This is a genomic window from Halomonas sp. THAF12 (genome assembly GCF_009363675.1).
Classification (GTDB): Bacteria; Pseudomonadota; Gammaproteobacteria; order Pseudomonadales; family Halomonadaceae; genus Halomonas; species Halomonas smyrnensis.
Map to the genome: position 1 here is coordinate 3,764,460 of NZ_CP045399.1, position 13,543 is coordinate 3,778,002.

Consider the following 13,543-nt stretch of genomic DNA (forward strand, 5'->3'; position numbering starts at 1 on the left):
GGGAGGAGCGGGCCGGCGGGGTCACCAGCTCTGAGTGGCCTTGAACTTGTCGAGACCGGCCTTGAGGCCGCTCTTGATGTCGTCGCTGTAGTCGCCGGACTCATTGATCTTGTCGAGCAGCTCGGCGTGCTCGGCCTTCATGTAGTCCTGCAGGGCACGTTCGAAGTCCAGCACCTTGTTGACCTCGACGTCTTCCAGGTAGCCCTCGTTGGCGGCATACAGGGAGACGGCCATCTCGGCCACGGACATCGGCGCGTACTGGTTCTGCTTCATCAGCTCGGTGACGCGCTGACCGTGCTCCAGTTGCTTGCGGGTGGCCTCGTCCAGGTCGGAGGCGAACTGGGCGAAGGCCGCCAGCTCGCGGTACTGGGCCAGGGCCAGACGCACGCTGCCGCCGAGCTTCTTGACGATCTTGGTCTGGGCGGAGCCGCCGACACGAGACACCGAGAGACCGGCGTTGATGGCCGGACGGATGCCCGAGTTGAACAGATCGGTCTCGAGGAAGATCTGACCGTCGGTGATGGAGATCACGTTGGTCGGCACGAACGCGGAGACGTCGCCACCCTGGGTCTCGATGATCGGCAGCGCGGTCAGCGAGCCGGTCTTGCCCTTGACTTCGCCGTCGGTGAACTTCTCGACGTAGTCGGCGTTGACGCGCGCGGCGCGCTCGAGCAGACGGGAGTGGAGATAGAAGACGTCACCCGGGAAGGCTTCACGGCCCGGCGGACGACGCAGCAGCAGCGAGACCTGACGATAGGCCACGGCCTGCTTGGACAGATCGTCATAGACGATCATGGCGTCTTCACCGCGATCGCGGAAGTACTCGCCCATGGTGCAGCCGGAGTAGGCGGCCAGGAACTGCATCGGGGCCGGGTCGGCGGCGCCGGCGGCGACCACGATGGTGTGCTCCATGGCGCCGTGCTCTTCGAGCTTGCGCACCACGTTGGCGATGGTCGACTGCTTCTGACCGATGGCCACGTAGACACAGGTGACGCCGGTGCCTTTCTGGTTGATGATCGCGTCGATGGCGATCGCGGTCTTGCCGATCTGGCGGTCGCCGATGATCAGCTCACGCTGGCCGCGGCCGATCGGCACCATGGCGTCGATGGACTTGAAGCCGGTCTGGATCGGCTGGTCGACGGACTGACGGGTGATGACGCCCGGGGCGACCTTTTCCACCGCGTCGGTCTTGTCGGTGCCGAGCTCGCCCTTGCCGTCGATCGGGTTACCCAGGGCATCGACCACGCGACCGCGCAGCTCGGGGCCCACCGGCACCTCGAGGATGCGGCCGGTGCACTGGGCGGTCATGCCCTCTTCGAGCTGCAGGTAGTCGCCCAGCACCACGGCGCCGACGCTGTCGCGCTCGAGGTTCAGCGTCATGCCGTAGATGCCGCCGGGGAACTCGATCATCTCGCCGAACATCGCGTCGGTGAGGCCGTGGATCTGCACGATACCGTCAGACACGCTGACGATGGTGCCCTGGTTGCGGGCTTCGGTCGCGACATCCAGCTTCTCGATACGCTGCTTGATGATGTCGCTGATCTCGGAAGGATTCAGTTGCTGCATGCCATGTCCCTCAGACTCAGGCGGAAAGGGCCTCGTGGAGGCGGTTCAGTCGACCGCGCACCGACCCGTCGATGACGGTGTCGCCGGCGCGCAGGATGACGCCTCCCAGGAGGGTGGAATCCACCTGAGTGGTAATGGAGATTTCGCGGTTCAGACGCTTGGCCAGCGCGCTCGCGAGCTTGTCCTGCTGCGCTTCGTCCAGCGGGAAGGCAGAGACGATGTCGACGTCCATGCGCTTCTCCTGCTGGGCCTTGAGCAGCTCGAATTGCTCGGCGATGACCGGCAGGGCCGTCAGGCGACCCTGCTGTCCGACCAGACGCAGGAAGTTGCGCACGTCGTCGTCGACGGCATCGCCGCAGATCTCGACGATCGCATCCACCTTCTGTGCGCTGGAGAGTCGCGGGTTGCCCAGCACTCGACGGCGCATGTCGTCGTCTTCGACGACATGCGCCACGGTGGTGAGCATGCCGGACCAGTCCTCGAGCGCCTTACGTCCGACGGCGTGTTCGAAGGCCGCCTTGGCGTAGGGGCGAGCGACGGTAGACAGTTCCGCCATGGGTCACCTCCTCCTCAAAGCTCTTCGGCAAGTTGGTCAACGAGCTTGCCGTGCTGCTTCTCGTCGATGGAGGCTTCCAGGACTCGCTCGGCACCGACGATGGCGAGCCGCGAGACCTGACCACGCAGCTCTTCCTTCGCGCGGTTCACTTCCTGGTCGATCTCGGACTTGGCCTGGGCGATCATGCGCTCGCCTTCCTGGCGGGCCTGATCGCGCGCCTCGTCGATCATCTGGGTGGACCGCTTGTGGGCCTGTTCCAGGATCTCGGCCGCTTGCTCCTTGCTTTCACGCAGCGTCTCGCTGGCCTGCTGTTCGGCCAGTTCGAGGTCGCGAGAAGCACGGCTGGCAGCATCCAGGCCATCGGCGATCTTCTTCTGGCGCTCATGGAGCGCGTTGCTGATCGGCGGCCACACGTACTTGGTGCAAAACCAGACGAAGATCGCGAAGGCGATCATCTGTCCGATAAGCGTCATGTTGATATTCACAGGGGCGTACCTCTGACAGATTCGTGGCGACCGGAAACAAGCAAACCGAGCGCAGCGCGCTCGGTATGCCAATCGTTAGCCGGCGACGACGAAGATCAGGTACATCGCGATACCAACGCCGATCATCGGCACGGCGTCCAGCAGGCCGGCCATCAGGAAGGTCTTGGTCTGCAGCTGGTTGCCCAGCTCCGGCTGGCGAGCGGTGGTCTCGAGCAGCTTGCCGCCCAGCAGAGCGAAGCCGATACCAGTACCCAGAGCGCCCAGGCCGATCATGAGGGAAGCGGCGATGTAGACGAGTTCCATGATGATACTCCTTACGAGTTGAGGTTAAGTTTCAAGGGTTTATCGGGTATTACGCGATTCAGTGATGCTCGTGAGCAGCGTTCAGGTAGACCACCGTCAGGACGGTGAAGATGAACGCCTGCAAGGTGATGACCAGGATGTGGAAGATGGCCCAGGGAACGTTGAGGGTCCAGGACACCCAGAACGGCAGCAGGGCGATCAGGATGAAGATCACCTCGCCGGCAAACATGTTACCGAAGAGACGCAGGCCAAGGCTGAGCGGCTTGACGAGCAGGCCGATGATTTCCATCACCAGGTTGAAGGGGATCAGCAGCCAGTGGTTGAAAGGCGTCAGCGACAGTTCCTTGGCGAACCCTCCGAGGCCCTTGACCTTGATGCTGTAGTAGATGATCAGGCAGAACACGCCCAGCGCCATGCCCAGGGTGGCATTGGGATCGGTGGTCGGTACGAGCTTCATGTACTCGACCCCGAAGCGGGCGAACAGGGCGGGGGCGAAATCGACCGGCACCAGCTTGAGCAGGTTCATCAGGAAGATCCACACGAACAGCGTCAGCGCGATCGGCGCGATCAGCGGGTTCTTGCCCTTGAAGGCGCCGCGCACGGTGGATTCGATGAACTCGAAGACCATTTCGATGGCGTTCTGCAGCTTGCCGGGCACGCCGGTGGTCGCGGCCTTGCCGACCTTGCGGAACAGCCAGATGAACAGCGCGCCCATGGCCAGCGACCAGCCCATGGTATCCAGGTGAATGGCCCAGAACCCCATCTCCTGAGCCTCGCCAGCGGAGTGCGCGATGGACCAGCCGTTCTCGGGGTGGTAGCCATATGTCAGGTTTTGCAGATGGTGCTGGATATACTCCACAGGAGTCGGGTTATTGCCTGCCATGAGCTGCCTCGATTTCAGTGGGGTAATGGTCGCGTGCCCAGCCAGGCGGCCAGCCAGTGAACGAACAGCATCACCACATAAACGCCAAAGAATAAAGCATGATTTGAGGGGGGCACTGCGATGAACACCATCGCGAACAGAGCCACCGTCAAACCAAACTTTCCCGCCTCCGCACGATAGAGGCCGCTCACCATCCGGCGCGCCTGGCGGCCGCCCCGATGACGAAACATTCGCCAGGCGAAGTAGCCGTTGGCGATCAGCGCCACACCGCCACCCAGCAGGATCGAGACCGCGTCTCCCGGGCTCCCCAGGAGCCATCCCAGGCCGGACAGCGCACCGAGCATAGCAACCTGCGCGGCCATCAACCATCCGAGAATCGGGCGCCTGTACCTGGCTGCCATGGGATCTCCGTGCACGTTGCCGACATTGGGGCCGACGTCGGCGTCCCGTTTCCTCGCGCCGCCGTTCGCGGTAGCCAATGGCGAGCCCGGCGCGATTATAGGGAACCCCCTCGATGCCTTCAACCGATCGCGGGCCGATATCGCGCGAAAACGCCCCAGCTTACGACTAAAAGTCGATAAGTTTCGACAAACCGTTTAGCACCCTAATTGGGGCTACTTGATATGGCCGAGGATGCCGTCCAGCTCATCGAGGCTCGAATAGCGAATGGTCACTCGCCCCTTGCCGCCGCGGCCGTGCTGGATCTTCACCGGCGCGCCCAGCAGGTCCCCGAGGCGCGATTCCAGGCGTGCCACATCGGGGCTCGCGGCCGGCGCCTCGGCCTTGGCCGGCTGTCCCTCCGCGAGTCGCTTCACCAGCGCCTCGGTGGCGCGCACCGTGAGGTCCTTGTTGACCACCTCGTGGGCGGCCTGGCGCTGCTTCGGGCCGGACAGCGCCAGCAGTGCCCGGGCATGACCCATGTCCAGATCGCCGCGCTCGAGCAGCGTCTGCACCTCGGGGTCCAGCGCCAGCAGCCTCAGCAGGTTGGCCACCTGGGCCCGGGAACGGCCTACCGCGTCGGCGGCCTGCTGCTGGGTCAGTTCGAACTCGTCGAGCAGCCGCTTGAGCGCCAGCGCCTCCTCGATGGGATTGAGGTTCTCGCGCTGGATGTTCTCGATCAGGGCCAGGGCCAGGGCGACCTCGTCGGTGACCTCGCGGATCACCGCCGGAATGACGTCGAGCTCGGCCAGCTGCGCGGCCCGCCAGCGCCGTTCGCCGGCGATGATCTCGTAGCGCTGCTCGCCGATCGGCCGCACCACGATCGGCTGCATCACGCCCTGGGCGCGAATCGAGTCGGCCAGCTCTTCGAGGGCCTCGGGCTGGATGTCGCGGCGCGGCTGGTACTTGCCGCGGGACAGCTGGCCCAGCGGCAGGCGCTCGAGCCGCTCGTCGGCGGCGGGGGCCATCGGCTCGGCGCCGTTGAGCTCGCCCTCCTCCGGCGCCTCTTCTGCCCCGGGCAGATCCAGGCTTTCGCGGCGGCGGGCGCCGGCGCCGATCAGGGCATCCAGCCCGCGTCCCAGAGCGCGTTGTTTGCGCGTCATCGAGTTCCCCTCATCGGTAAGCACCAAACGGTGTCGGCTACAGCGACAGGCGGCGAATCAGTTCCTTGGCCAGCACCCGGTGTGCCTGGCTGCCCCGCGAGAAGCGGGCGTACTTGGTGACCGGCAGGCCGTGGCTGGGCGCCTCGGCGACCCGCACGTTGCGCGGGATGGTGGTCTTGAGCAGGGCATCGCCGAAGTAGTCGCGCAGCTGCTTGCTGACGTCGCGGGTCAGGCTGTTGCGGCCGTCGAACATGGTCCGCAGGATGCCATGGATCTCGAGGCCGGGGTTCACACTGGCCTTGATCTGCTCAACGGTATCGAGCAGCGCCGAGAGCCCTTCGAGGGCGTAGAACTCGCACTGCAGCGGGATCAGCACGCCGTCGGCAGCGGTCAGGCCGTTGACGGTCAGCATGTTGAGCGACGGCGGGCAGTCGATCAGCACCACGTCGTATTCGCCGGCGACCTCGCCCAGCGCCTTGACCAGGCCCTGCTCGCGCCCTTCCTCGCGGTCGAGCAGCTCGACCTCGGCGGCGGTCAGGTCGCCGTTGCCGGGCAGCAGCGCGTAGCCGGCCTCGGGGCAGTCCAGGATCACCTCGGTGGCACGCTTCTCGCCCAGCAGCACGTCGAGCACGCTGCCGTCGAGGGAGTGCTTGTCGACGCCGCTGCCCATGGTGGCGTGGCCCTGGGGATCCAGATCGACCAGCAGCACGCGGCGCTCCAGGGAGGCCAGGCTGGCGGCCAGATTGACGGCGGAGGTGGTCTTGCCCACGCCACCCTTCTGGTTGGTCAAGGCGATAATCTTGGTCACGACGACATCCTTGCGTTGGGAGACAGGGTTCACGGCGGCGCCCGGCGGGCTCCCCGGGGGCGGCTCAGCGCTCGCCGGGGGCGCGCTCGAGGATCACCAGGCGGCGATCGCCGACCGAGAAGGGCACCCTCAGCGTATGGCGGGCCACCGCCGCGATCCCTTCCGGCAGGCCGGCGAGCTCGTCCTCCACGGCGGGCCCCTTCATCGCCAGCCACTGACCGCCCTCCCCCGGCAGCTCCCGGCTGAGGGCGAGGAAGTCCTCGAGGCTGGCGAAGGCCCGCGAGATGACCTGATCGAAGCCGCCGGCGGGGGCCTCGAAGGCCTCCACCCGGGCCTGCACGGGCGTGACCCGCGCAAGGCCCAGCTCCATCACCGCCTGACGCTGGAAGCGCACCTTCTTGCCGTTGCTGTCGAGCAGCGTGACGTCGAGCTCGGGCGCGAGAATCGCCAGCACCAGCCCCGGCAGGCCCGGGCCGGCGCCTACATCGAGCAGGCTCGGACCGGTCACGAAGGGCAGCACGGCGGCGCTGTCGAGCACGTGCCGAGCGACCATCTCCTCGGGATCGCGTACCGCGGTGAGGTTATAGGCGCGATTCCACTTGTGCAACAGGCCCACCAGGGCCACCAGCCGCTCGCGGCGATCCGCCGCCACGTCGAGGCCGAGCTCGGCCAGGCCGCGCTCGAGGCGGTCGTTCAGGATCGTATCGTTCGGGGTCATCCGTTGGCCACTCGGGTGTCGTCCAGCAGGCGTCGCTTCTTGAGGTGGATCAGCAGGATCGAGACCGCCGCCGGGGTCACGCCGGAGATACGACCGGCCTGGGCCAGGGTCTCGGGGCGCGTCTCGATGAGCTTCTGGCGGATCTCGTTGGACAGCCCCTCGACCTGCTCGTAGTCGAAGTCGTCGGGCAGCCGGGTGGCCTCGTGTCGCTTTAGCTTGTCGATCTCGTCCTGCTGACGATCGATGTAGCCCTGGTACTTGGCCTGGATCTGCACCTGTTCGGCGACGCGATCGTCCTCGACCGGCTCGCCGACCAGGCCCGCCACGTCGCCGTAGCCGAGCTCCGGACGCTTGAGCAGGTCCAGCAGGTTGTATTCGCGGGCCAGGGGCTGGCCGGTCTTCTCGGCCACGCGACCGGCGGCCTCGGTGCCGGGCTGCACCCAGCTGGCCTTGAGGCGCGCGCTCTCGGCCTCGATGCCCTCGCGCTTGGCGCTGAAGGCGGCCCAGCGGCGGTCATCGATCAGGCCCAGGCCACGGCCGGCCTCGGTGAGTCGCAGGTCGGCGTTGTCCTCGCGCAGCAGCAGGCGATATTCCGCCCGCGAGGTGAACATCCGGTAGGGCTCCTTGGTGCCCAGGGTGATCAGGTCGTCGACCAGCACGCCGAGGTAGGCCTCGTCGCGCCGCGGCCACCAGGCCTCGAGCCCGCTGGCTCGACGGGCCGCGTTGAGGCCGGCCAGCAGCCCCTGGGCGCCGGCCTCCTCGTAGCCGGTGGTGCCGTTGATCTGCCCGGCGAAGAACAGGTTGTGGATAAATTTCGTCTCCAGCGAGTGCTTGAGGTCTCGCGGATCGAAGAAATCGTACTCGATGGCGTAGCCCGGACGGGTGATGTGGGCGTTTTCCAGGCCCTTCATCGAGCGCACGACCTGCAGCTGGACGTCGAACGGCAGCGAGGTCGAGATGCCGTTGGGATACAGCTCGTGGGTATCCAGGCCTTCCGGCTCGATGAAGATCTGGTGGCTCGCCTTGTCGGCGAAGCGATGCACCTTGTCCTCGATGGACGGGCAGTAGCGCGGCCCGACGCTCTCGATGCTGCCGGAGAACATCGGCGAACGATCGAGGTTGGCGCGGATGATCTCGTGGCTGCGCTCGTTGGTCTGGGCGATATGGCAGCTGATCTGGCGCGGGTGCATCTCGCGGCTGCCGAGATAGGACATCACCGGCGTCGGGGTATCGCCCGGCTGCTCCTCGAGCATCGAGAAGTCCACGCTCTTGGCATCGATGCGCGGCGGGGTGCCGGTCTTCAGGCGATCGACGCGGAACGGCAGCGCGCGCAGGCGCTTGGCCAGGGCGTTGGAGGGCGGATCGCCGGCCCGGCCACCGCGGCTGTTGTCCAGCCCGATGTGGATAACCCCGCCGAGGAAGGTGCCCGTGCACAGCACCACGGTCTCGCCCATGAAGCGCACGCCGGTCTCGGTGACCACACCGCGCACGGTGTCGCCGTCGACGATCAGGTCGCCGGCGGCCTGCTGGAAGATCGTCAGGTTGGCCTGGTTTTCCAGCATGCCGCGGATCGCCGCCTTGTAGCGCACACGATCGGCCTGGGCGCGGGTGGCGCGAACGGCGGGACCCTTGCGGGAATTGAGTACCCGGAACTGGATGCCGCCCATGTCGGTGGCGAGTCCCATGGCGCCGCCCAGCGCATCGATCTCCTTGACCAGATGGCTCTTGCCGATCCCGCCGATGGCGGGATTGCAGGACATCTGGCCGAGGGTCTCGATGTTGTGGGTCAGCAGCAGGGTCCGGCAGCCCATGCGAGCCGAGGCCAGGGCGGCTTCGGTCCCGGCATGGCCACCGCCGATGACGATGACGTCGAAGCGGTCGGGGTACTCCAAGGTTCACCTCGATCGGCGCCGTCGCGCCGAATGTTGCGGTTCAGGGGTCGAATCAGCCCGCCAGTATAACCCTCTTGTGGGTAATCGTCAGGGTTTTCCACACCCTCCAGGCCAATCCGCTTTCCGTCCGCGGAGACTTAAATAAAAAAACATATAGATAAAGAAGAAGTTCTGTTGTGGTAGTGATTACTGGTGTGGACATTTTCCGTGGATAACCGGTTTTACAGCTTATCTATCAACAGCTTGTAATGTTGACTGAAACAAGGACAAGGCGCGGACCGCCTGCGGAGGGCATGTTCGGGGGCTGTGGGTAACCCCTCGGGTTACCCACAAGCCGGCTCGGACACGGGTTGTCCACGGAGTTCTTCCGGGCTTGTCACCGCGGCTGTGAACAGCCACCCCGATCTGTCCCCAGCCCCGCCATGGCAAGGCTGGACCGCCCATCGCGGAAAATCTTGTCCACAGGCCGAAAACGGCCAAAAAAAAGCCCCTGTCGAGGACGACAGGGGCCGTTGAGGCCGGGATGAACGGCGCTCGTCAGTGCTTGAGCACCCGGGACAGGAACTGCCGGGTGGGCTCGGCCTGAGGCGAATCGAAGATCGTCTCGGGCGGGCCTTCCTCGGCGATCTCGCCCTTGTGAATGAAGATCACCCGGTCGGCCACCTCGCGGGCGAAGCCCATCTCGTGGGTGACGATCAGCATGGTCATGCCCTCGTTGGCGAGCTCGCGCATGGCGTCGAGCACCTCGCCGATCATCTCCGGGTCCAGCGCCGAGGTCGGCTCGTCGAACAGCATCAGCCGCGGCTCCATGGCCAGCGCCCGGGCCAGGGCCACGCGCTGCTGCTGGCCGCCGGAGAGCTGGGTCGGATACTTGGCGGCCTGGTCGGCGATGCCGACCCGGTCGAGCAGGCGCTCGGCGGTCTCGGTGGCCTCACGGTGGTCCATGCCACGCACCTTCATCGGCGCCAGGGTGACGTTGTCCAGCACGCTCAGATGCGGGAACAGGTTGAACTGCTGGAACACCATGCCGACCTCGGTGCGGATCTTCTGCAGCGCCTGGGTGGCCTTGCCGTAGGGCTTGAGGGGATTGCCATCGACCTCCAGCTCGCCCTGCTGGAACTCCTCCAGGCCGTTGATGCAGCGGATCAGGGTCGACTTGCCGGAGCCGCTGGCACCGATGATCACCACCACCTCGCCGGGGGTGACCTCGAGGTCGATGTTCTTCAGCACGTGCAGGTCGCCGAAGGACTTGTTGAGCTTCTCCATGCGGACGATGCGCTCGCCGCCGGAGGGGGACGTCGGTTGGTTCATGTGCGTGTCTTCCTTCATTGTCCGACCAGGCCCTTGCGCTCGAGCAGGCGCAGCGCCGCGGAGAGCGACAGGGTGACCACCAGGTACAGCATGGCCACCATCAGATAGACCTCCAGGGCGTTGAAGGTGGTGGCGATGTAGACCTGGCCCTGGCGGACCAGCTCGCCCACGCCGATCACCGAGAACAGCGAGGTGTCCTTGATGCTGATGATGCCCTGGTTGCCGAGCGACGGGATCATGCGCCGCAGGGCCTGGGGCCAGATGATGTAGCGGAAGGTCTGTTGCCGAGACAGGCCCAGCGACAGCCCCGCCTCGCGCTGGCCGCGTTCGATGGACTGCACGCCGCCGCGGACGATCTCCGAGATATAGGCCCCGGAGTTGACCGCGATGGCGGCGATGCCGGCCACCAGGGCGTTGATGGGACCGCCGAGCAGCTGTGGCAGGCCGTAGAAGATGAACAGCACCTGCACCAGCACCGGGGTACCGCGGAAGACCTCGATGTAGGCCACGGCGGGTACCCGCAGCCAGCGCGACGGGCTGATGCGCAGCAGGCCGAACAGGATGCCGATCAGGAAACCGATCGCCAGGCCGGCGAAGGAGATCAGCAGCGTATAGGGAATCCCCGTCAGCAGATGGGGGATGGAGGCGAAGGCCGCCTGCCAGTCGAATTGAAAGGTGACGTCCACGTGGGAACTCCGTCAGGGTACGCGGGAGAGTGACGCGCCGAAATGCAACGGGGTCGGGTCATGTGACCCGACCCCGTTCCGGCGTGAGGCGACGATTACTCGCCGCTGGCGCTGCCGAACCACTTGCTGTGAATCTCGTCGTAGGTGCCGTCTTCCTTCATCGAGGCCAGGGCCTCGTTGACGGGCTCGACCCAGTCGCTGCCCTTGACCAGCACGATGCCGTACTGCTGGCCCTCGTAGAGCGGGCCGACGACCTTGGCCCGGCCCTCGCCCTGGGTCTGGGAGAAGTAGCCGACGTTGGGGGCGTCGTAGAAGACCGCATCGACGCTGCCGCCGAGCAGCGCCATGTACATGTCGCTGGAGCCCGGATAGGGGGTGATGTCGGCGTCGTCGCCCAGGTTTGCCTGGAGGTAGTCGTAGCTGGTGGAGCCGATCTTGGTACCGACCGACTTGCCTGCCAGGTCCTCGATGGACTGGATGCTGTCGTCGCCGGCGTTGACCAGCAGGCGCAGGCCGCTGTCGTAGTAGGGATCGGAGAAGTCGACGATCTCGGCGCGTTCGTCGGTGATGGTGATGCCGGCGATGGCGATGTCGACGTTACCGGTCTGGACGGCGGGGATGATGCCGTTGAAGTCCATGGTGCGCAGGTTGTACTCGAACCCGGCCCGCTCGGCGACTTCGGCGACGATGTCCATGTCGAAGCCGACCATCTGGCCGGTTTCCTGGTCCATCATCTCGAAGGGCACGAAGCTCGGATCGGTGACGACGTCCAGGGTCTCCTGGGCGTGGGCCGAGGTGGCGAGGCCCAGGGCGAGACAGGACGCCAGTGAGGCGACCGTGAATTGACGCTTCATGTGCTTCTCCATTGGAGTGATTTGTTGTGGAGTACAAATCAACCATGGCGAGTTGCCGTGAGAGCGTCAAGTCTCGGTAAATGTTGCGGCGGGGCTGGTCGTCAACGCTCGCGATCAGACCATGAAGGAGGCGCCACAGCCGCAGGTGGTGGTGGCGTTGGGATTCTGGATCAGGAAGCGCGCGCCGGCCAGGCCTTCCTCGTAGTCGACCGTGGAGCCGACCAGGTACTGGTAAGAGAGCGGGTCGACCACCAGCGCCACGTCGCCGAACTCGATCAGGGTGTCGTCGTCGGCGGTGTCTTCGGCGAGGTCGAAGCCGTACTGGAAGCCGGAGCAGCCGCCGCCGGTCACGTAGACCCTCAGCGTGAGCCCGGACTTGCCCTCCGCCTCGCCGAGGGCCTTGAGACGGGCCTTGGCGCTGTCGGAGAGCAGCAGAGGGGTAGGAACGAAGGATGCGGCACCGCTCATGGGTGACCTCCCCGGAAATCGATGAATGTCGTGCAGGACGACGATTATCATAACCCTTAGCAAAAGGGTCAACTATTGGGGAGGTCCGGGCGGAAGTATCCCGGGGACCGGCCTCCGCGAGGGCGCTGTGAATACGTCCCTGTACGCTACTTTTTCCTGCGGCGCTCTCGCTTCCTGCTTCGCTTGCAGGACCGGTGCTGGCCATCCATGGCCAACCCGTTCGGCGGGAAGAACATCCAGCGGATGTTCTTCTCCTTCCGCCTCACCCCTGGAAAAAGACCCTCGCTGCGCCCGGCCCCGGGCTCCGCCAGTGTGGGGAGCGGTGGTATCAGGGCATCATCGCCGGGGCGTCGAGGCCGGCGAACTCGTCGAGGCCGAACATGAGGTTGAGGTTGTGCACGGCCTGACCGGAGGCGCCCTTGACCAGGTTGTCGATCACCGAGAGCACCACCACGGTGTCGCCGTCGCCGGGGCGATGCACGGCCATCCGGCAGACGTTGGCGCCCTTGACGCTGCGCGTCTCCGGGTGGCTGCCCGCGGGCATGACGTCGACGAAGGGCTCGTCGCCGAAGCGCTGCTCGAACAGCGCTTGCAGGTCGTCCGGCTCGCCGGTGAGGCGCCCGTAGAGGGTGGCATGGATGCCGCGGATCATCGGCGTCAGGTGCGGCACGAAGGTCAGGCCCACCGGGCCGTTGGCGGCGTCGCCCAGGCCCTGACGAATCTCGGGCAGGTGGCGGTGGCCGGAGGCGCCGTAGGCCTTCATCGATTCGCTGGCCTCGGCCAGCAGCGACGGCACCTTGGCGCCGCGGCCGGCGCCGGTGACGCCGGACTTGCAGTCGGCGATCACGCGCCCGGCGTCGATCAGGCCGGCCTCCAGCAGCGGCAGCAGGCCGAGCTGGACGGCGGTCGGGTAGCAGCCGGGCACGGCGATCAGGCGCGCCTGGCGGATACGCTCGCGATTGACCTCGGGCAGGCCATAGACGGCTTCCTCGAGCAGCTCGGGCGCGCCGTGGGGCTGGCCGTACCAGGCGGCCCACTCGTCGGCGTCGCGCAGGCGGAAGTCGGCCGACAGGTCGATGACCCGGGTGCCGCGCTCGAGCAGCTCCCCGGCCAGGGCGTGGGCCACGCCGTGGGGCGTGGCGAAGAACACCGCATCGCAGGCCGCCAGACGCTCCGGGTCGGGCTCGCTGAAGCGCAGCTCGTCATAGTGGCCGCGCAGGTTGGGGTACAGCTCGCTGACACCGAGTCCGGCCTCGCTGCGCGAGGTGATGGCCTCGACGCTGACCTCCGGATGGCGAGCCAGCAACCTGAGCAGTTCGACGCCGGTATAACCGGTGCCGCCGACGATTCCGACCTTGATCACGATGGGGCTCCTCAATGGTGGACGCTGGGACCTGGGTGGGAGGATATGATACACAAGAGAAAGGGCTCCCACCCAGCCTCGCCGGGCCCGGGTTGAAATAGGGGCCGGG

General features: G+C 66.1%; 15 protein-coding genes. All 15 read right to left on the reverse strand.

Annotated elements, in window-relative coordinates:
* Positions 1-21: 21 nt before the first annotated feature.
* Positions 22-1,566, reverse strand: a complete 1,545-nt coding sequence (gene atpA, locus FIU88_RS17550; RefSeq protein WP_016854217.1) for a F0F1 ATP synthase subunit alpha — start codon at positions 1,564-1,566, stop codon at positions 22-24.
* A 16-nt stretch (positions 1,567-1,582) separates the two neighbouring features.
* Positions 1,583-2,122, reverse strand: a complete 540-nt coding sequence (locus FIU88_RS17555; protein ID WP_016854216.1) for a F0F1 ATP synthase subunit delta — start codon at positions 2,120-2,122, stop codon at positions 1,583-1,585.
* A gap of 14 nt (positions 2,123-2,136) precedes the next feature.
* Positions 2,137-2,607: a F0F1 ATP synthase subunit B gene (locus tag FIU88_RS17560; protein WP_026068332.1), complete on the reverse strand. Its 471-nt coding sequence runs from the start codon at positions 2,605-2,607 to the stop codon at positions 2,137-2,139.
* A gap of 75 nt (positions 2,608-2,682) precedes the next feature.
* Positions 2,683-2,910: a F0F1 ATP synthase subunit C gene (gene atpE / locus FIU88_RS17565; protein ID WP_016854214.1), complete on the reverse strand. Its 228-nt coding sequence runs from the start codon at positions 2,908-2,910 to the stop codon at positions 2,683-2,685.
* A gap of 58 nt (positions 2,911-2,968) precedes the next feature.
* Complete coding sequence (atpB, locus tag FIU88_RS17570; protein WP_152480048.1) at positions 2,969-3,793, reverse strand: F0F1 ATP synthase subunit A; 825 nt, start codon at positions 3,791-3,793, stop codon at positions 2,969-2,971.
* 14 nt (positions 3,794-3,807) lie between these two features.
* Positions 3,808-4,155, reverse strand: coding sequence for an ATP synthase subunit I (locus tag FIU88_RS17575; RefSeq protein ID WP_237738419.1), 348 nt, complete (start codon positions 4,153-4,155; stop codon positions 3,808-3,810).
* Positions 4,156-4,407: 252 nt separating this feature from the next.
* Positions 4,408-5,334: a ParB/RepB/Spo0J family partition protein gene (locus FIU88_RS17580; RefSeq protein ID WP_016854211.1), complete on the reverse strand. Its 927-nt coding sequence runs from the start codon at positions 5,332-5,334 to the stop codon at positions 4,408-4,410.
* Positions 5,335-5,371: 37 nt separating this feature from the next.
* Positions 5,372-6,142 (reverse strand): ParA family protein, encoded by a 771-nt coding sequence (locus FIU88_RS17585; RefSeq protein ID WP_016854210.1) that lies wholly within the window; start codon positions 6,140-6,142, stop codon positions 5,372-5,374.
* Between the two features lie 64 nt (positions 6,143-6,206).
* Positions 6,207-6,860, reverse strand: a complete 654-nt coding sequence (gene rsmG, locus FIU88_RS17590; RefSeq protein ID WP_152480049.1) for a 16S rRNA (guanine(527)-N(7))-methyltransferase RsmG — start codon at positions 6,858-6,860, stop codon at positions 6,207-6,209.
* Positions 6,857-8,752 (reverse strand): tRNA uridine-5-carboxymethylaminomethyl(34) synthesis enzyme MnmG, encoded by a 1,896-nt coding sequence (mnmG, locus tag FIU88_RS17595; protein ID WP_152480050.1) that lies wholly within the window; start codon positions 8,750-8,752, stop codon positions 6,857-6,859. The genes rsmG and mnmG overlap by 4 nt, the downstream gene beginning before the upstream one ends.
* 537 nt (positions 8,753-9,289) lie before the next feature.
* Positions 9,290-10,063, reverse strand: a complete 774-nt coding sequence (locus tag FIU88_RS17600) for an amino acid ABC transporter ATP-binding protein (RefSeq protein ID WP_152480051.1) — start codon at positions 10,061-10,063, stop codon at positions 9,290-9,292.
* A gap of 14 nt (positions 10,064-10,077) precedes the next feature.
* Positions 10,078-10,749 carry an amino acid ABC transporter permease gene (locus tag FIU88_RS17605; protein ID WP_152480052.1) on the reverse strand — a complete coding sequence of 224 codons (672 nt, stop codon included), beginning with the start codon at positions 10,747-10,749 and terminating at the stop codon, positions 10,078-10,080.
* Between the two features lie 95 nt (positions 10,750-10,844).
* Complete coding sequence (locus FIU88_RS17610; RefSeq protein ID WP_152480053.1) at positions 10,845-11,603, reverse strand: transporter substrate-binding domain-containing protein; 759 nt, start codon at positions 11,601-11,603, stop codon at positions 10,845-10,847.
* Positions 11,604-11,717: 114 nt separating this feature from the next.
* Complete coding sequence (erpA, locus tag FIU88_RS17615; protein WP_016854204.1) at positions 11,718-12,071, reverse strand: iron-sulfur cluster insertion protein ErpA; 354 nt, start codon at positions 12,069-12,071, stop codon at positions 11,718-11,720.
* A gap of 328 nt (positions 12,072-12,399) precedes the next feature.
* Positions 12,400-13,434 (reverse strand): N-acetyl-gamma-glutamyl-phosphate reductase, encoded by a 1,035-nt coding sequence (gene argC / locus FIU88_RS17620; protein ID WP_152480054.1) that lies wholly within the window; start codon positions 13,432-13,434, stop codon positions 12,400-12,402.
* Positions 13,435-13,543: the final 109 nt, after the last annotated feature.